Raw genomic sequence first — 18,029 nt, 5'->3', positions numbered from 1 at the left:
TCCAGGCAATTATGCCTCGGGCAATAGGACTGGAAAATGCCGCAGGCGTTCCGTTGATCACGGAACGCCTTTTGCATTTGGCCTCAGATGCGTTATGGCATGGCCATGACGGAAAGCACCTTCACCATTCTGCTCGGCGGTCCCCTCGCCATCACGCCCCGGCTGCTCGGCACTGTTGCAGGAACCCGCGCCATCGCCGCCGATGGCGGCATGCGCCATGCCGAACCGCTGGGACTGACACCTGAGCTTTGGGTGGGCGATTTCGACAGTTCCGACGATCTTCCGGCAGACCGGTTTCCGGGTGTTCCGCGCCTGCCCTATCCGGCCCGCAAGAACCTCACCGATGGTGAAATCGCCATTGACGAAGCCCGCAAGCGTAGCGCGACCTCCCTTCTGCTGGCGGGCGCGCTTGGAGGAGAGCGATCCGACCATGCGATGATGCATCTGCTGCTGGCGGTGGCGCTGGCGGCCCAGGGGCTTGATCTGCACCTCACATCCGGTGAGGAGGAGGCATGGCCGCTTCTGCCGGGTAAAACCATGACACTGGACCTGCCGCAGGGTTCGTTGTTTTCCATTCTCGGCTTTTCCGCGCTGACCGGGTTGACCATCGCCGGTGCCCGCTATCCATTGCAGGGTTTCGATCTGCCGTTCGGATCGTCCCGCACCATTTCCAATGTGGCCGAAGGTCCGGTAACGCTGTCGCTTGGCAGCGGCGACGCCGTGATCCTTGCCCGCCCTTATGACATGACCGGAGCGTGACCCTTGGCACCGCCAATCCTGAAACTTGACAATATCTTCCTGTCCTTCGGCGGCGCACCGCTGCTCAACGGCGCTGGCCTGCAAGTGGAACCGGGCGACCGCATCTGCCTTGTTGGCCGCAACGGGTCGGGCAAGTCCACCCTGATGAAGATTGCCGCCGGTCTGGTCGAGGCCCAGTCGGGTGAAGTGTTCCGCCACCCCTCGGCCACCATCCGCTATCTCGAACAGGCCCCGGATTTTGGCAGTCATGCGACCGTGCAGGCCTATGCCGAAGCGGGGCTTGGCCCCGGCGACGACCCCTATCGGGTCACATATCTGCTGGAACATCTGGGGCTGAGCGGCCAGGAAGATCCGAAAAGCCTATCGGGTGGTGAAGCGCGCCGCGCAGCCCTCGCCCGGGTGCTGGCGCCGGAACCCGACATCCTGATGCTGGACGAGCCGACCAACCATCTCGACCTGCCAACCATCGAATGGCTGGAAGAAGAGTTACGCAAGACCCGCAGCGCCCTGGTGCTGATCTCCCATGACCGTCGCTTCCTGGAGAAATGCTCGACCGCCACCGTCTGGCTGGATCGCGGCCTGTCACGCCGTCTGGCGCGCGGCTTTGGACATTTCGAGGAATGGCGCGACAAGGTGCTGGAAGAAGAAGAGATCGAACAGCACAAGCTGGGCAAAGCCATCGAGCGCGAAGAACATTGGCTGCGCTACGGCGTAACGGCACGGCGCAAACGCAATATGCGCCGGCTTGGCAACCTCCAGACCCTGCGCGCCGACTATCGCGGCCATAAAGGTCCGCAAGGAACGATCCTTGCCAGCGCCACCGAGGGCAAGGAAAGCGGCAAGCTGGTGATCGAGGCCGACAAGATCACCAAGGCCTATGGCGAGCGGACGATTATCGCACCGTTTTCAATCCGCGTGCATCGCGGCGACTGTATCGGCCTGGTCGGCCCGAATGGCGCTGGCAAGACCACGCTGTTGAAAATGCTGACCGGTCAACTTTCGCCCGACGAAGGCACGATCAAGCTCGGCACCAATCTGGAAATTGCCACGCTTGACCAGAAGCGCGAGGACCTGAACCCTGATGACACGCTGGCCAATTACCTGACGGATGGGCGCGGCGAGAACCTGCTGGTCAATGGTGAGCAGAAACATGTCACCGGCTATATGAAGGAATTCCTGTTTCAGCCGGAACAGGCCCGCACCCCGATCCGCAACCTGTCCGGCGGCGAGCGGGCCCGGCTGATGCTGGCGCGAATCATGGCGAAACCCTCCAATCTGCTGATCCTCGACGAGCCGACCAACGACCTCGATATCGAGACGCTGGACCTGCTTCAGGAAATCGTCACCGGATATTCCGGCACCGTCATCCTCGTCAGCCATGACCGTGATTTCCTCGACCGCACGGTAACCTCGACCATCGCCCCCGCCAATCCGGAAGCCCCCAATGGCCACTGGATCGAATATGCCGGCGGCTATTCCGACATGCTGGCGCAGCGCCGGGGTGTGGAAGACGAGCGCAAGCGCGTGGAAAAGGCGGAAAAAGCCAAAACGCAGGAGGGTGGCGGCAAAAGCGGTGATACGGCGCCGAAGAACAAGGGAAAACTGTCCTTCAAGCAGAAATTTGCGCTGGAAAACCTGCCGAAGGAAATGGAAAAGGCCGAGAAAGAGATCGCGCTGCGCGAGACAAAAATGGCCGATCCCAATCTGTTCGTGAAGGACCCCGCCACATTCAACAAGCTCGCCGCCGAAATGGAAGCGCTACGTCAGTCCATCGCCCGCATGGAAGAGGAATGGCTGGAACTGGAAATGCTGCGCGAAGAACTGGAGGGGTAACCCAAGCGCTCTATAGCAGCCTGCGCAAAGCTCGCTGTAGCGCTTTATACGAAGAGTCATTGAAGATGACTCTTCGTATTCCTTTTGCAAATATCTCAAGCGATTGATGCATTTGAGATATTTGTAATGCCGTCTAGTCGAGGATGCGTCAGCATGTCAGAGACTTGGTATTACATGTGTAGCATGAAGCCGTACATTCCCAATGCCTGGAGGCACAAAGACATCTCCAGGCATTGGCATCACTACAGCGCCATGCGCCCTATATGGCGCACAAAGGTTCGCTGTCGCTCTTGATATCTGCTGCATAATTTTCTCTTTAAACAGATTCCGGTTTAAAGAATGATGCAGTAACCATTATTTGGTTTTGAGCAGCCACATCTTGCCGGCCATCGTAATCCGGCGCGAATCTTGCTCGGCTTCTTCTGCGGTATTGCACCGTTCCAGCAGGCCCAGGTCTGTCAGTTCCGTCACGGTCGTGGTGGTAAGAAACTTGATCTTCTGCGGCCGTTCCTTGAAACGGTCGGTCCGGGAATAGGTCACCTCTGCGTTCAGATGCGTCCATTTCTTCAGCGGCTGGGGATACAGATCGCCGTCCTTGGCAAGCTTCAGTCCGCGGATCTGCGTGGGTGTCAATTCGATCATATCCAGCCTCTAGTGGGACCATTTCCAGCGCCAAGGACGCTCCAGGAAATGCTCTGTCTCTTTTGTGTTATAGCAAGGCCCGAAGACGCACACGCATCCCTGCCTTGAAAAAAAAACGACCATCCCAAGTGCCTTAAAGGCTTGAGATAGTCGCAACGGAATACCGACTGCCATTGTTAACGGCTATTGGCATGATGCGGCGGCACGCGGAAAACGGCCCAATGAATTCTGATATTGCGAGCGCCTGTGCAGAGCGCCCCAAGGGCGATGTCACAGTCTGCTTGGCGCGCAATTTCGCTTTTTTAATCCATATCTGGTTTAAAGATTATGCAGTAAGCTTCTGCGGGCAGAGAGTCTACTGGATAATTCTTTAAATCGGACGAGATGATGCCCGCTTTCAGGCGTTATGCCGCCGAGCAGGCCTATTCCGGCACCGGCACGTCCATCCGCTCCAGATGCAGGATGCGCGGCGATACCGCATCGATAAAGCCCTGGGCGCGGCCGATATAGATCAGCGTCGCCTCTTCTAACTGCGTCATCACGCCGGTCAGGATCGTCGCCGTTTCCGGCTCCAACCCATCAAGCACATCGTTGAACACCACCCAATGAGGCTTGCGCAACAGGATATGGGCAAAAGCCAGCGCCATCTGCTCATCCTTGTCCAGCACCCGGTCCCAACGCTGCCGCTCGTCCAGCGCGCTAGCAAGGCGGCTGAGCTTAACCGTCTTCAGCGCCAGCGTCATCGCCTCGTCACCATAGGTGGAGGCATCCTCGGGATAGGCCAGGATGTCCCGCAACCGCCCCTCCGGCAGATAGGGGGTCTGCGGCACAAACAGGATATGATCTTCCTGCGGCAGGCGGATCAGGCCCTCACCATAGGGCCAGAGTCCAGCGATGGCGTTGAAGAATTGTCGCCGGTTGATGCCGGGATCACCGTTGACCATCACATGTTCACCGGCAAGGATGGTGGGATTGTCCTCTTTCAGATGATAACCGCCCCAATGGGCCTCCGCCTCGACGGGGGTGCGGATATAGACATCCTCGAAAGCCAGTTCGCCCGGCTTTCCGGCCTCGACCCGGATCTGGCCTTCCACCGTCTCGGTCAGCGCTGGTTCGATCAGAGCGGCGCGCAGCACCATCACCCGCAGCAGTGTCGCCTTCCAATCGGCAATCGCCCCGAAATTATCGACATACCAGCGCAGCGCCGTATAGACCTGCGTGAAAGCCGAGGCCGCCATCATCAAGCCGCCGAAGGTCATGGTGCCGCCGAAATAGGCTGGCGAGGCGATCAGCACCGGCACGATCAGCGCCAGCCAGCCGAAGGCCGCCGATACCCAGGTCAGATTGGTCAGCGCCAGCGCCAGCTTGGAAATAATCGCCAGCACGCGGTCGATGGTGGCATGGATCTGGCCGCGCTCGACATCCTCGCCGCGTGCGAGCGCGATCGGCTCCAGATGCTCGTTGCTGCGCATCAGGGCCGCACGAAGCTCCGCCTCGCGGGCATAGCGGGTGGAATTGAGACGGGTGAGCGTTGCCCCGACCAGATTGCTCGCCACCGCCGCCCCACCCGCATAGATCAGCGCCGCCCAGACCATATAACCGGGAATGGCGATCTGGTGGCCAAACAGGGTCAGCGAGAAATCCCCGGACAATTCCCAGAGCACGCTGATGAAACTGACGAGCAGAATGGTGGATTGCACCAAGCCGACGGTGAGCGACGTCGTCGATTCCGCCAGTTTGCGCGCATCTTCATGCAGGCGCTGGTCTGGATTGACGCCAAGCGGGCTGGACACCGACAGCCGATAGGCACGCCTGCCTTTCAGCCATTGATCGACCATATCGCGGGCCAATCCCTCGCGCATGTAGAGCGCGGTCATCTGGCTAAAAAAGGTCTGCGCCACATTGATGACAAGCAGAAAGGCGGCAATGAAGAAGAAATTGCGCAACTCCTGCCAGAAAGCTGGCAGATCGCGATTTTCCAAGGCGTTATAGAACGGCTGGTTCCAGCGATTGAGCAATATCTGGCCGTAGGTCAACAGCAAAATGACGACGAGCAACGAAAGCGAGAGCAGCAGAATGCGCCCTCTTACATGGCTGGACCAGAAGGATTGGCCAGCCATGCGCATCTGTTCGGCAAATGTCAGGTCCGGCGCGGCGGTTTCGTTGTCAAACATTCGTCGCGGTACAATCATCATTGAGTCGCGGCCTCTAATGCCGCCCTTGACCTCAAGAATGCTCTAGTTACCACCGCTTGGCTACTGAATAATCACGTCTATCACTCACAAATCAAAGGGACGATGTCGAATTGGCCACTTTTTAAACCGGATAAAGGACTCGTAAGCGATTCACTATTCTAAGCCACGGGATAGTGAAGACCCAAAAATAACACAGGAAAATATCGCACCGTCTTCGTCTGTTTCATTCCAATCTATATAGAAGAAACGGCTCCACTCCCAGAAACATTTGGAATTCCAGATAGTTTTGGAAGTATAACTCTTTCCGGCTTAGATATCATTTTGAAATTTCGCGCAGCAGGAAATTTTTGCGTTTTTCCGGGCTTTAATCCGACATAAGATCCAATGTCCATCGGATTCAATGGTGCGCCTACATTGAAATCCGAAGCTGGCTTTTGAAGGTTTTGGGCAGCCTGATGGACACATTGCGTATAGCGGTCAGCTTCAGGATGCCATCGATAAACATTGACGCAGCTTAATTCAACGAGCAAAAATCTGCCATTTGACCTTTCAAATTTATCGACCACGCTCCATTTTATGTTCAGGGAACCGGTGGCGTATTGCCAATCAATATTACTGAAATATTTCTGCGCCAATCCGACAATACCGATCATGCTGGACATCGGCGTACCACTATTTTCAAAGAACGCAACCATCTCGTTTATCTTACGCGTAATATACGCTTTCACCGATTGATCTTCATCCATCAATTGCTTGACTGAAAAATGAACATCGGCACCAGACCCTTGACGATAGTGATTGAGATAAGCTTCGGCCCGACCGCCGGGCCTCATCGTGGCAATGCGCGCTTGCTCAAGAATTTCGTTATCGCCCCAACTTCCCGTATGTCCGCTTAGCATTCCCGTAGTGTGTATGCCGACGCAGGCAGTATCCACCGCCCCTTTAAAAACCTTGTTTCGGGCTTCACTTTGTAGTTTCTCGACCATGACAAACTCCGTGAGAACGGCAAAAACCAATATGCGACAATAATTTCAACATTATGTCGCAATCAAGATATGATTGCAAGTGATGTGACCACCCCACCTGTTATAGCCTCAAACAGAACTGATACGCCCCAACACAACATCGATGATACGCGACACCTAAAATCGGTGTTTTTGGAAAGAGTTAAATAGCCGACTAAACTATGCCAAGAAAACATCCGCATTGGCATAATTGGACATAAACAAGATCTGCCGTAGTGACATACCGGACGTATCATTCCTCTTTTCCACCCCTTGCCAGCTCACGATCGGCCAGTTACATCTGCGCCTAATACTCTAACGGGGTGCTCCGATTTTGGTTCGGGGCTGAGAGGCTTAGGCCAACCCGCGGAACCTGATCCGGTTAAAACCGGCGGAGGGATTAGAGGTGCATGTCTGCTCCCTGTCTCTCTTTCATTGTTGTTGTTCAAGGAGAGACCATGCGCCGTTTGTTGCTAGCAGCCCTTCCCCTTCTTGCCAGCCTGACGGCCGCCCAGGCCGAAGACAAGGTGCTGACCATCTACACCTATGAAAGCTTCGTTTCCGAATGGGGGCCGGGGCCGAAGGTGAAAGCCACCTTTGAAAAGACCTGCGGCTGCACCGTCAAGTTTGTGGGGCTGGAAGATGGCGTGGCACTGCTGAACCGCTTGAAACTGGAAGGCGCTTCCAGCGAGGCAGATCTGGCGCTGGGGCTGGACACCAATCTCACCGAGGAAGCCAAAGAAACCGGGCTTTTTGCCCCGCACGGCATTGACGCCTCGGCGGCACAGGTGCCTGGCAGCTTCAAGGACGATATGTTTGTGCCCTATGATTACGGACATTTTGCCGTCGTCTACGACACCCAGACCGTGAAAAATCCGCCCAAAAGCCTGAAGGAACTGGTGGAAGGCGACCCTACCCAAAAAATCGTCATCGAAGACCCGCGCACCTCGACGCCGGGGCTCGGCCTGCTGCTCTGGGTCAAATCCGTTTATGGTAAGGACGCGCCTGCCGCCTGGGCAAAATTGAAGGACCGGGTGCTGACCGTCACTCCCGGCTGGTCGGAAGCCTATGGCCTGTTTACCAAGGGCGAAGTGCCGATGGTGTTTTCCTATACGACCTCACCCGCCTATCACATGGTATCTGAAAACACCGATCGTTATCAGGCCGCGCCCTTTTCGGAAGGGCATTACATCCAGATCGAAGTGGCGGGACTGTTGAAAGGCGCCAAGCACAAGCAATTGGCCGAGGATTTCCTGAAATTCATGCTGACGTCAGGCTTCCAGAATGAGATCCCGACCAACAACTGGATGATGCCAGTCACCAAGACCTCGACCCCGCTGCCAGAGGCTTTCGACCGTCTGGTCAAGCCAGCCAAGACCTTCCTGATGAGCCCGCAGGAAGTTGCCACCAACCGCAAGGCCTGGATTGCGGAATGGCAGGCGGCAATGGCAGCTAAGTAAGGCCCGGCATGGCTCTCGCACGGCAAAACCTGCTACCGATTGCTGGCGGGGTCATTGGCCTTGCCAGCCTGTTTGCGTTTATCGGGTTGGCAATCGCCGCCTTGCTGGTGGCAAGCGGTGACAACGTGCCGCTGGCGCTGGACAGTTACACGCTGTCCATCCTGCGCTTCACCCTGGTGCAGGCCGGGCTATCGACATTGCTGTCTCTTGTCTTTGCCCTGCCGGTAGCGCTGGCGATAGCACGGCAACGGCATTTCTGGGGTCGCCGCTGGCTGATCCGGCTGATGGCGCTGCCCATGGGTCTGCCGGTGCTGATCGGAGCGCTGGGCCTGATCGGTATTTGGGGTCGCAACGGGTTTGCCAATGATCTGCTGGCGCTACTTGGCCGTCAGACACCGGTCAGCATTTACGGCCTGACCGGCATTCTCATTGCCCATGTGTTTTTCAACATGCCCTTGGCATGCCGCCTGCTGCTTGCCGGGCTGGAACGAGTGCCACCGGATTATTGGCGCATGGCGGCAAGCCTTGGCATGGGTCCGATTGCGATTTTTCGGATGATCGAATGGCCAGCCCTCAGCCCCTTACTTCCCGGCATCGCCGGGCTGATCTTCATGCTCTGCGCCACGAGTTTCACGCTGGTGATGACGCTGGGCGGCGGGCCGGGCGCAACCACGCTGGAAGTGGCGATCTATCAGGCCTTGCGCTTTGATTTCGATCCGCCCCTTGCTGTGTGCCTAGCCACGCTACAACTGGCTGTCACGGCCCTGTTGCTTGGCCTTTTGGCGCTGTTTCCGGCACCAGACGACCAGGCATTGCCCGATGAAAGACCTGTGCTGCGGCTCGATGGCAAGGGACTGGCAGCGCGGGTCTGGGATGGGGTTGTGCTGCTGTTTGCTCTGTTTTTCCTGGTCACGCCCCTTGCCAATATCGCTTTTGCCGGCTTCAAAGCTGATCTCCTGAAACTGCTTGATGATCCCTCGGTCTGGCGGGCTGCCGGTCTTAGCCTTGCGATCGCTTTTCCCGCCGCCCTGCTGGCGCTGGGTCTCAGCCTCGTCTTCATCAATGCCAGGACAGCACTATCCGGCCTGCGGCAAAAAACCCTGACCGCAACCACTCTGTCCCGGCTGATTGGCGCAACATCCTCGCTGGTTCTGCTAGTGCCAGTGATCGTGCTTGCCACCGGCTGGTTCCTGCTGCTGCGCCAGATGGGCAATGCGGCGGGGTTTGCCGGGCCGGTGGTGGTGGCGATCAACGCGATCATGGCGCTGCCCTTTACCATGGGGGTCTTGGCACCGGCCATCGCCACCCATCACCACCGCACGGCGCGCCTGTCTGCAAGCCTCGGCCTTGGCGGACTGGCCAAGATCCGCCATATCGACTGGCCGGGCCTGCGCCGTCCGATCTTGACGGCCCTGTCCTTTGCCATGGCGCTATCGCTTGGAGACCTTGGGGCGGTGGCCCTGTTCGGTGCCAATAATCTGGCGACTTTGCCATGGCTGATCTATAGCCGGATGGGCAGCTACCGCACCGCCGATGCGGATGGCCTGGCCCTGCTGCTCGGCCTTGTCTGCCTTGTGCTGACCATGATTGGAACGGCAGGCGGTTCAAGTGCTGGCAAACCGGAGGATCGAGCTTGAGCGAGACGGCCACTATCCCCGATGCCGCAATTGTTCTCGACAACGTGCAATTGCGGCTGGCAAACCAGAGTTTTGGTTTCAACGATCAGGTCGCTGCGGGAAAGATCACCGCGATCACCGGCATGTCCGGCTCAGGCAAATCCACCCTGCTGAACTTGATTGCGGGGTTCGAAATGCCCGATCAGGGCCGTATAAGGATCGGCTCGGAAGACATCACGGATCTGCCCCCCGCCAAACGTCCGGTCTCCCTGGTGTTCCAGGACCATAACCTGTTTGCCCATCTCGATCTCGCCACCAATATCGGCCTTGGCATCGATCCGTCTCTGCGGCTTAGCGCGGCGGATCGGCGGGCGGTGAGCGAGGCACTGAAAAGAGTGGGACTTGGCGGTTATGACAAGCGCAAGCCAGCAACGCTTTCCGGCGGCGAAAAACAGCGTGCTGCCTTTGCCCGTGCGCTAGTGCGGCGTAAGCCAGTGTTGTTGCTGGACGAACCTTTTGCCGCCCTCGATCCTGGCCTGCGCGCCAGCATGGCAGACCTGCTGCTGGATCTGCACCGCGAAACCGGCCAGAGCGTGTTGATCGTCAGCCACGATCCCCAGGATGTGCGGCGCCTGGCTGATGATGTGCTGTTTCTGGATCGAGGCCGCATTTCACTGAATTGCGACGCAAAAACCTTCCTTTCCGGCGAAGGCCCGGCTGCACTCAAGACCTTCCTCGGTCCCTTTCATGATCGCGATCGGCTTTGAGGCCATGATTTCGACGCGACCAGCTGGCATGGCGTGATGCATACAAAGCACAAATCAATGCGATCATTAACATTTTCTTATCCAATTGACTGATCTTGTGCGATGCGCAGTTTTATCCAAATCAATAATATGCTGTTAAGGATTTGGATGAAAATCGTGAAACGTCCCGCGTCGCAATATCAGCGAAATCGCGGGTGTGACTGAACAGGTAAGGGGACGAAGACGTTTCTAGGATGCGCTGCAATATGATCCTGATGGCCCCTGCACAGCAAGGCACCTGGCAAACCACGCGAATGGTGGTGGGAAAAATGCGCCCTGGATTGAAAGCCAGCCTCGGCCTTGTCGCGGCCCTGTCGCTTGCCGGCTGCCAGTCGATGGTTGAGCAGTCCTATCAGCCGAACATCTCGCCCTCGTCTTCGCCGCAGATCGTTCAGGAAGTGCAGAAGGACGATCCCCGCGCCCAGATGGGTGCGCGTGAGCATCCCCGTATCGTGGCAAGCTATGGCGGCGAATATCACGACGAAAAAACCGAACGGCTGGTGGCGAAAATTGCCGGTGCGTTGACGGTGGTGTCTGAAAACCCGCAGCAGTCCTATCGCATTACCATTCTGAATTCTCCGGCTATCAATGCCTTTGCCCTGCCGGGCGGCTATCTCTACGTGACCCGTGGCCTGCTGGCGCTGGCCAATGACGCTTCGGAAGTCGCCGCCGTGCTGTCGCATGAAATGGCCCATGTCACCGCCAATCATGGCATCGAGCGCCAGCGGCGCGAAGAAGCCGAGGTGATTGCCAGCCGGGTGGTGGCCGAAGTCCTATCCAGCGATCTGGCTGGCAAGCAGGCCTTGGCCCGTGGCAAGCTGCGGCTGGCCGCCTTCTCACGCCAGCAGGAATTGCAGGCCGATACGATCGGGGTGCGGACGCTGGGCGAAGCAGGTTACGATCCCTATGCAGCGGCGCGCTTCCTGGATTCGATGGCCGCCTACCAGCATTACAGCTCATCCGACCCCAATGCCGACCAAAGCATGGACTTCCTGTCCAGTCACCCCAGCACACCGCAGCGGGTGGAACTGGCGCGCGACCATGCCCGCGCCTTTGGGCCTGACGGATCGACCGGCGACAAGGGCCGCGATTACTTTTTCGATGGCATCGATGGCATGCTGTATGGCGACAGCCCGCAGGAGGGCTATGTCCGTGGCCACACGTTCCTGCATGGTGGCCTCGGCATTCGCTTCGACGTACCGGACGGTTTTCAGATCGACAACAAGGTGGAGGCGGTCATGGCCACCGGGCCGGGCGATGTCGCCATCCGCTTCGACGGCGTGGCCGATACTCAGAACCGCAGCCTGACCAATTATATTTCCAGCGGCTGGGTCACCGGCCTTTTACCGGACAGCATTCACGAAACCAAGATCAATGGCATGGAGGCCGCGACCGCCAGAGCCTCTGCGGATCGCTGGGATTTCGACGTCACCGTGGTGCGGCTGGGCAATCAGATTTTCCGCTTCCTGACCGCCGTTCCCAAAGGAAGCGACCAGCTGGCGCCGACATCCGATCTTCTGCGCCAAACCTTCCGCCGCATCACACCCGAAGAAGCCAAGACGCTAAAACCACTGCGCGTCCGGGTCGTTACCGTTGGACAAGGCGACACGCTGGCCAGCCTGTCAGCCAGGATGATGGGAACGGACCGAAAGCTGGAATTGTTCAAGGTGTTGAATGCTATTCCCGCCGGCCAAAGCCCGGCGCTCGGCAGCCGGGTCAAAATCGTCTCGGAATAACCTATGCATAATTCCTTAAATCGGAATCGATTTAAGGAATTATGAAGCAGATTCAAAGCGTTACAGCCTCCTTTGTGCGTTTTATAACACGCACAAAGGAGGCTGTAGAGATTTGGTTCGATCTATTGGGTCTGTTCAGGCCACCATCTGTGGATTGGCCTGAACCAGCGCGACCTTCAGCTTTTCCATCGCCCGCGTCTCGATCTGGCGTACCCGTTCCTTGGAAATACCAAGCTCACAGCCCAGTTCCTCAAGTGTCGCGCCATCCTCCGAAAGCCGCCGGGCGCGAATGATGCGCATTTCACGCTCATTCAGATGGGCCATGGCGCCACGCAGCCAATCCAGGCGGCGTTCGGTATCGATCATATCCGTCACCTGCTCGTCCGGTGTCGGCTCATCGCTGGCCAGCATGTCCAGACGCTCGGCACCCTCTTCACCATTGTTGGAAATCGGTGCTTGCAGGGAGGTATCATTGGAAGAGAGCCGGGCGTCCATCGACTGGACATCGGCAAGGCTGACACCAAGCGCGGTGGCGATTTCCTGGTGGATGGCCTGATCGGTCAAGCGTTGATCGCCTTGAGCCAGCTTTGCCCGCAACCGGCGCAGATTGAAAAATAGTGCCTTCTGGGAGGAACTGGTGCCGCCGCGCACGATGGACCAGTTGCGCAGGATATAATCTTGCATGGAGGCGCGAATCCACCAGCCAGCATAGGTCGAAAAACGCACATCGCGGGTCGGCTCAAACCTTGCCGCAGCTTCCAGCAGCCCTATATATCCTTCTTGAATGAGATCGCCGAGCGGCAGGCCGAAGCCACGGAACTTGGAAGCCATGGCAATCACCAGCCGCATGTGGGCATGGGCAATCTGGTTACGGGCCACTTGGTCGTTGCCATGTTTCCAGCGTACCGCCAGATCATGCTCCTCCTGGCGCTCCAGATACGGTGCGGCCATTGCAATCCTGATGAGCTTCTTATCGGCCTGCAGGGAATTCATTACGACCTCCATTCGCGCGGCACCACGGGCCGCGTCGAGAGCAATTTAAAGGTTCAAACCACGGCAATGAATGTTTCATTCTTTTACGATGGGACTTGCCAAACGGATCACTGCGCGACATATCTTTTACAGATTTAACTAATGTGCTCAGTCATGAGATGGTGTTTTGCCCGTACCAACGTCGCTGTAACGCTTAAAGCTGCGGAATGTTCCAGCTAGCTATAAGGCTGGACAAATTCTCTTGCGCGCCCACGATACCCGCATCCGCGCGCATCCATGGGTCTGCGCAGCGCAAAAAAGCGAATGTCGATCATCCCACCAACATCTCGGCTCTTGAATTTCACCTGATCTTTCGCCACCTGAAGGCGGTTGCGGGCCGCAGGAGGGACACCCTTTGCGACGCCAGCAAAATGCTCTTTTTGCCGCATGCTGAGGGACAGGTCGCAGCACCCGCCCAGGCATGCTGCCTGACGTGATACGGGAGTTACAATGTCGACAGAAACCGCCGAAAAGCCGGGCGAAACTACGCCAGAATCACATGTGTTCGAAGCCGATGTGGCGCGCCTTCTGCATATGATGGTGCATTCGGTCTATTCGGACAAGGATGTGTTCCTGCGGGAACTGGTCTCTAATGCCGCCGATGCCTGCGAGAAACTGCGTTATGAGGCGATTACCACGCCGGGCCTTCTCACCAGCGATCCTGATCCCCGCATTCAACTGCGGCTCGATGCCGATAACAGGCAATTGATTCTCGAAGACAATGGTATCGGCATGAGCCGGGCCGAGTTGATCGAAGCGCTGGGGACGATTGCCCGGTCCGGCACCCGTGCCTTCATGGAGCGGATCGAGGCAAGCAAGGCTGAAGCAGGCAAGACCGGCGAGGATGCCCAATTGATCGGCCAGTTCGGCGTCGGCTTCTATTCCTGCTTCATGGTGGCGGATAAGGTGGATGTGGTAACCCGCCGTGCCGGGGAGACGCAGGCCTGGGCCTGGACCTCGGATGGCAAGGGCAGCTATTCCATCAGCGAGATTGATGCCGACGACGCGCCAGCCCGCGGCACCCGTATCACTCTGCATTTGATGGAGGATGCGAAGGACTATGCCACCCGCGCCCGCGTCGAGCGAATCGTCAAGCAGCAGTCAGGCCATGTCCCGGTTGCGATCACCCTGGTTGAAAAGCCCGGCGACGAACCAACCCGGATCACCGAAGGCACTGCACTCTGGACCCGCTCGAAATCCGAGATCAGCAGCGAGGACTATGCCGATTTTTATCGCGGCATTTCTGGTCAATATGACGAACCGGCCTTGACGGTGCATTTCCACGCCGAAGGCCGGCATGAATATACCGCCCTTGCCTTCGTGCCCGGCACGCCCCCTTTCGACCTGTTTGATCCCGACCGCAAAGGCCGTATCAAGCTCTATGTGAAGCGGGTCTTCATCACCGACGATGCCGAACTTCTGCCGCGTTACCTGCGCTTCGTGCGCGGCCTCGTCGATACCGCCGACCTGCCGCTGAATGTGTCGCGTGAGATGATCCAGGAAAGCCCGATCCTGTCGGCCATTCGCAAGGGCGTCACCAATCGCATCCTCACATCCCTGGAAAAGCTGGGCAAGAACGAGCCGGAAACCTATCGGACGCTCTGGGAGAATTTCGGCGCTGTGTTGAAGGAAGGGCTCTACGAGGATTTCGAACGGCGCAGCCAATTGTTGGGACTTGCCCGGTTTCGCACCACGACATCAGGCGACGACCAGCGTAGCCTTGACGACTATATCAAGGACCTCAAGCCGGAACAGGACAGCATTTATTACCTGGCTGGCAGCAGCCTTGAACAACTGAAAGTCTCGCCGCAGCTGGAAGGTTTTCGCGCCCGTGGCATCGAGGTTCTGCTACTGTCTGACCAGATCGACAGTTTCTGGGTGATGAATGCTCCGGAGTTTGAGGGCAAGACCTTCAAATCCGTCAGCCAGGGTGCAGCCGACCTTGCCAAATTCGCCAAGGCCGACGCCAGTGCTGATAACGACCCGAACAGCAATGACCAGGCAAAGGCGGATATTGCCGGATTCCTGGCACTCGCCAAGGAGGAGTTGAAAGATCTGGTTGCCGATGTCCGCGCCTCGGACCGGTTGACGGAAAGCCCCGTCTGCCTCGTTGCGCCGGAAAGCGGTTATGACCGCCAGCTGGAGAAAATATTGGCCGGAGCAGGCCAGCTTGCCTCGACCTCCAAGCCGGTGCTGGAGCTGAATGCCGATCACGCGCTGGTGAAGGCCATGGCGGGCGCTCAACATGCCCCTGCCCTGCAAAATGATGCGATCCATCTGCTGTATGATCAGGCCCGTATTCTTGATGGTGAAAAGCCAGCCGACGCCCGGGCCTTTGCGGAGCGCATGGGACGGCTGTTCGAAAAGGCGCTTCGCGCCTGATAAGTGAGAAATAACGAAAAAAGGCCCGGTTCGCATCTGCAAACCGGGCCTTTTTTGATGAAGGAAGATTATTCCGAAGCGTCGGCGGAATCAGCGTTGAGCTGGCCGTATTTTTCGGCGCCAAGCTTGGAGAACAGCTCGAGCTGGGTTTCGAGGAAGTCGATATGGCCTTCCTCATCCATCAGCAGCTGTTCGAACAGCTTCATGGTGACGTAGTCACCAGCCTGATAACAGATGTCGCGGGATTCCTTGTAAGCCGTGCGAGCTTCGTATTCGCCAGCCAGATCGGCCTCCAGCACTTCCTTGACCGTCTGGCCAATGCGCAAAGGCGCCAGCGTCTGAAGATTGGGGTGGCCTTCCAGGAAAATGATCCGCTCGACCAGCTTGTCGGCATGCTGCATTTCTTCGATGGATTCCGCCCGTTCCTTCTTTGCAAGCTTGGTATAGCCCCAATCTTCAAGAAGACGGTAGTGCAGCCAATACTGATTGACGGCACCCAGCTCCAGAAACAAAGCCTGGTTCAAACGTTCAATAACTTTTGCATCGCCCTTCATAACAGGACCCCTATTTTGACAGTGACCGGCACAAATAATTGCCGAGATCTTGGATGATCACCAGAATTATCCATGCAGTCTGATAGATTACAATCCACTGCGCCTCGCTCTTGCGATTTGCACCGGTAATGTCGTGATAAAAGCAGGATTGTACCGTCAAGTCGAGCGCTATCTTAGAATGATTCCAAAAAGATTGAAGAAAGCCCAGATTCCACCGAACCGGTCACGCGTTACGTAGAAACGAAAAACCCCGCGCGAAGCGGGGTTGAAAAGGCAAGGTTCACGCTGCAACGAGGTTAATTGGGGCAATAACTACAGCCCCTTGCGCCATATATGGCGCACAAAGGCTCAATGTCGCTCTTTATATCTGCTCGATAATGTCTTAAATCAATTCCGATTTCAGTAGGAAATTATGCAATAGGTCCGCCCCCATATCAGACGCCCGTTAGGCCGTCCGGCTGATGCGATTGCGGCGTTCGATGAGTTCGTTCTTCTGCTCTTCCTGGAAACGCTTCAGGCGCTCCATGAAATTCACCAGGTTTTCGCCATCGCTGTTGCGCTGAGCGTGAAAGGCCTGGGTTGTCGAAACGATGATATCCACGACATTCGGGAAGCACCCACAACAGCGACCACGCTTTTCCATGGCGTGATAAACCTTTGCAGGCACGATCAACTGCCAACAGTCCTGCTCAAGAAATTCCGTGATCGTGTCGCGGATCTCTTTCTCGGTAATGAAATTGCAACTGCACACCAGCATCGGTTTCAGCCCGTCAAACAAACATGACATCTACTCTCTCGTTTTATGGCTAAACAAGAGGCTATCTGTCAAGAAAAAACATACCGATCACAGGGAAGTTGTTTTATGCGCATGAAATGCGTCAGGACCGATGGTAGGGATGGCCAGAGAGAATGGTAACGGCACGGTAGAGCTGTTCGGCCAGCATAATCCGCACCAGCTGATGCGGCCAGGTCATCTTTCCAAGATTCAGCACCAGATCGGCCCGGTCGCGGAAATCCGGGTCCAGCCCATCGGCCCCACCGATAACGATCACCATGTCACGACGACCGCGATCCTTGTGGTCGCCGACATAGGTTGCGAATTCCTGGCTGTCCCAGCTTTTGCCGCGCTCATCCAACGCCACGACAAGAGGATTGTCCGGCATGGATTTTTCGATCTGCACCGCCTCTTCCCGCTTGCGGGTGGCGGAATTCGAGGCTCTGCTTTCCGGCAGCTCGTTGACACGAGAAAATTCCAGCCCGCTCGCGGGACCGGCCTTGGCAAACCGGTCCAGATAGCGTGACACAAGATCTTTCTCTGGCCCGGCTTTCAACCGGCCAACGGCAACAATGCCTATCCGCATCCCATCCTCTTGAGGGTTCGATCCGCAAAACCAACACCAACTGAACGGAAACCCGCTCGCTTTCTTGGCAGACAAGGATCATCCCGTCGAAAACACGCGACGATCATTGCCTTTATCGGGCTCGATACCATCTCCAGACCGGCAAATATACCGCCTGTGAGGGTTAGTGCAGTCGGCTTTCCTCGATATCCGGTGCGGCCCACATCTTTTCGATGTTATAGAACTCGCGGATTTCGGGGCGGAAGACATGTATAATAATGTCTCCGGCGTCGATCAGCACCCAATCGCCGGTCTCAAGACCTTCGACGCGCGGTGCGCCGAAGCCTTCATCCTTCAGATCGGAGACGAGATGTTCGCAGATCGCCACGACGTGACGGGACGAGCGACCGGACACGACCACCATGTAGTCGCCCAGCGCCGATTTTCCGGCAATGTCGATAGAGACGATATCTTCTGCTTTCGAGTCCTCAAGGCTTGTGAGGACCAGCTCAAGCGCGCGGGCTGCGGCATCGACGCCACGTTCCGGGCTTTGCGGGATCGCGACAGTGGCGCGGCCCTTGGTGTGTACTGTTGTCAGAGTTTGTCCTTTCCGTCGGTAACAGCACGAAAACGACTCAGAGGCACCCATTGCCGCTGAGCCAAGAATAAG

At 57.1% G+C, this 18,029-nt stretch carries 15 protein-coding genes and 1 riboswitch; of the genes, 7 read left to right on the top strand and 8 right to left on the bottom strand.

Annotation, left to right across the window (positions count from 1 at the left end; translation table 11 throughout):
- Positions 1 to 99 precede the first annotated feature (99 nt).
- Together H1Y61_RS02390 and H1Y61_RS02385 are read left to right on the top strand one after the other, a co-directional pair.
- Positions 100 to 759 carry a thiamine diphosphokinase gene (locus H1Y61_RS02390; protein ID WP_174112044.1) on the top strand — a complete coding sequence of 220 codons (660 nt, stop codon included), beginning with the start codon at positions 100 to 102 and terminating at the stop codon, positions 757 to 759.
- Between the two features lie 3 nt (positions 760 to 762).
- Positions 763 to 2,592 (top strand): ABC-F family ATP-binding cassette domain-containing protein, encoded by a 1,830-nt coding sequence (locus H1Y61_RS02385; protein ID WP_180573610.1) that lies wholly within the window; start codon positions 763 to 765, stop codon positions 2,590 to 2,592.
- 354 nt (positions 2,593 to 2,946) lie between these two features.
- Here the strand turns inward: H1Y61_RS02385 and H1Y61_RS02380 are convergent, their stop codons facing one another.
- From H1Y61_RS02380 to H1Y61_RS02370, 3 genes are all read right to left on the bottom strand, one after another.
- A complete protein-coding gene (locus H1Y61_RS02380; protein WP_060718743.1) occupies positions 2,947 to 3,234 on the bottom strand; it encodes a hypothetical protein in 288 nt (95 codons plus the stop codon).
- A gap of 422 nt (positions 3,235 to 3,656) precedes the next feature.
- Positions 3,657 to 5,429 carry an ABC transporter ATP-binding protein/permease gene (locus tag H1Y61_RS02375; RefSeq protein WP_180573609.1) on the bottom strand — a complete coding sequence of 591 codons (1,773 nt, stop codon included), beginning with the start codon at positions 5,427 to 5,429 and terminating at the stop codon, positions 3,657 to 3,659.
- 233 nt (positions 5,430 to 5,662) lie between these two features.
- The gene (locus tag H1Y61_RS02370; RefSeq protein ID WP_180573608.1) at positions 5,663 to 6,415 is read right to left on the bottom strand and encodes a hypothetical protein; all 753 of its coding nucleotides are present in this window, start codon (positions 6,413 to 6,415) and stop codon (positions 5,663 to 5,665) included.
- A 327-nt stretch (positions 6,416 to 6,742) separates the two neighbouring features.
- Positions 6,743 to 6,850, top strand: a riboswitch (TPP riboswitch).
- 41 nt (positions 6,851 to 6,891) lie between these two features.
- On the opposite strand from H1Y61_RS02370, the gene thiB reads away from it, so the two are divergent.
- The 4 genes from thiB (at position 6,892) to H1Y61_RS02350 (ending at position 12,051) form a co-directional block, all read left to right on the top strand.
- Positions 6,892 to 7,893 carry a thiamine ABC transporter substrate binding subunit gene (gene thiB / locus H1Y61_RS02365; protein ID WP_180573607.1) on the top strand — a complete coding sequence of 334 codons (1,002 nt, stop codon included), beginning with the start codon at positions 6,892 to 6,894 and terminating at the stop codon, positions 7,891 to 7,893.
- A gap of 8 nt (positions 7,894 to 7,901) precedes the next feature.
- Positions 7,902 to 9,530: a thiamine/thiamine pyrophosphate ABC transporter permease ThiP gene (thiP, locus tag H1Y61_RS02360; protein ID WP_180573606.1), complete on the top strand. Its 1,629-nt coding sequence runs from the start codon at positions 7,902 to 7,904 to the stop codon at positions 9,528 to 9,530.
- The gene (locus tag H1Y61_RS02355; RefSeq protein WP_180573605.1) at positions 9,527 to 10,276 is read left to right on the top strand and encodes a thiamine ABC transporter ATP-binding protein; all 750 of its coding nucleotides are present in this window, start codon (positions 9,527 to 9,529) and stop codon (positions 10,274 to 10,276) included. Before thiP ends, H1Y61_RS02355 begins: the two co-directional genes overlap by 4 nt.
- A 293-nt stretch (positions 10,277 to 10,569) precedes the next feature.
- Positions 10,570 to 12,051, top strand: a complete 1,482-nt coding sequence (locus H1Y61_RS02350; RefSeq protein WP_174112169.1) for a M48 family metalloprotease — start codon at positions 10,570 to 10,572, stop codon at positions 12,049 to 12,051.
- Between the two features lie 135 nt (positions 12,052 to 12,186).
- On the opposite strand, the gene H1Y61_RS02345 is transcribed toward H1Y61_RS02350, so the two are convergent.
- On the bottom strand, positions 12,187 to 13,044 hold the full coding sequence (locus H1Y61_RS02345; RefSeq protein ID WP_015917504.1) for an RNA polymerase factor sigma-32: 858 nt from the start codon (positions 13,042 to 13,044) through the stop codon (positions 12,187 to 12,189).
- 489 nt (positions 13,045 to 13,533) lie between these two features.
- Here H1Y61_RS02345 and htpG point away from each other — a divergent pair, with 489 nt between their 5' ends.
- Positions 13,534 to 15,465: a molecular chaperone HtpG gene (gene htpG / locus H1Y61_RS02340; RefSeq protein ID WP_180573604.1), complete on the top strand. Its 1,932-nt coding sequence runs from the start codon at positions 13,534 to 13,536 to the stop codon at positions 15,463 to 15,465.
- A 68-nt stretch (positions 15,466 to 15,533) separates the two neighbouring features.
- Here htpG and bfr read toward each other — a convergent pair whose 3' ends face one another.
- The 4 genes from bfr to rsfS all read right to left on the bottom strand — a co-directional run bounded on the left by bfr (position 15,534) and on the right by rsfS (position 18,008).
- Positions 15,534 to 16,019, bottom strand: a complete 486-nt coding sequence (gene bfr, locus H1Y61_RS02335; RefSeq protein ID WP_015917506.1) for a bacterioferritin — start codon at positions 16,017 to 16,019, stop codon at positions 15,534 to 15,536.
- A gap of 445 nt (positions 16,020 to 16,464) precedes the next feature.
- Positions 16,465 to 16,776, bottom strand: a complete 312-nt coding sequence (locus tag H1Y61_RS02330; protein ID WP_041698275.1) for a (2Fe-2S)-binding protein — start codon at positions 16,774 to 16,776, stop codon at positions 16,465 to 16,467.
- Positions 16,777 to 16,897: 121 nt separating this feature from the next.
- Positions 16,898 to 17,380, bottom strand: a complete 483-nt coding sequence (rlmH, locus tag H1Y61_RS02325; protein WP_180573603.1) for a 23S rRNA (pseudouridine(1915)-N(3))-methyltransferase RlmH — start codon at positions 17,378 to 17,380, stop codon at positions 16,898 to 16,900.
- Positions 17,381 to 17,543: 163 nt separating this feature from the next.
- Positions 17,544 to 18,008, bottom strand: a complete 465-nt coding sequence (gene rsfS, locus H1Y61_RS02320; protein ID WP_041697243.1) for a ribosome silencing factor — start codon at positions 18,006 to 18,008, stop codon at positions 17,544 to 17,546.
- Positions 18,009 to 18,029: the final 21 nt, after the last annotated feature.

The sequence above is a fragment of the Agrobacterium vitis genome (assembly GCF_013426735.1).
GTDB lineage: Bacteria > Pseudomonadota > Alphaproteobacteria > Rhizobiales > Rhizobiaceae > Allorhizobium > Allorhizobium vitis_D.
The sequence above is the reverse complement of the archived record's forward strand: the minus strand, read 5'-3'. Positions and strand labels throughout refer to the sequence as shown.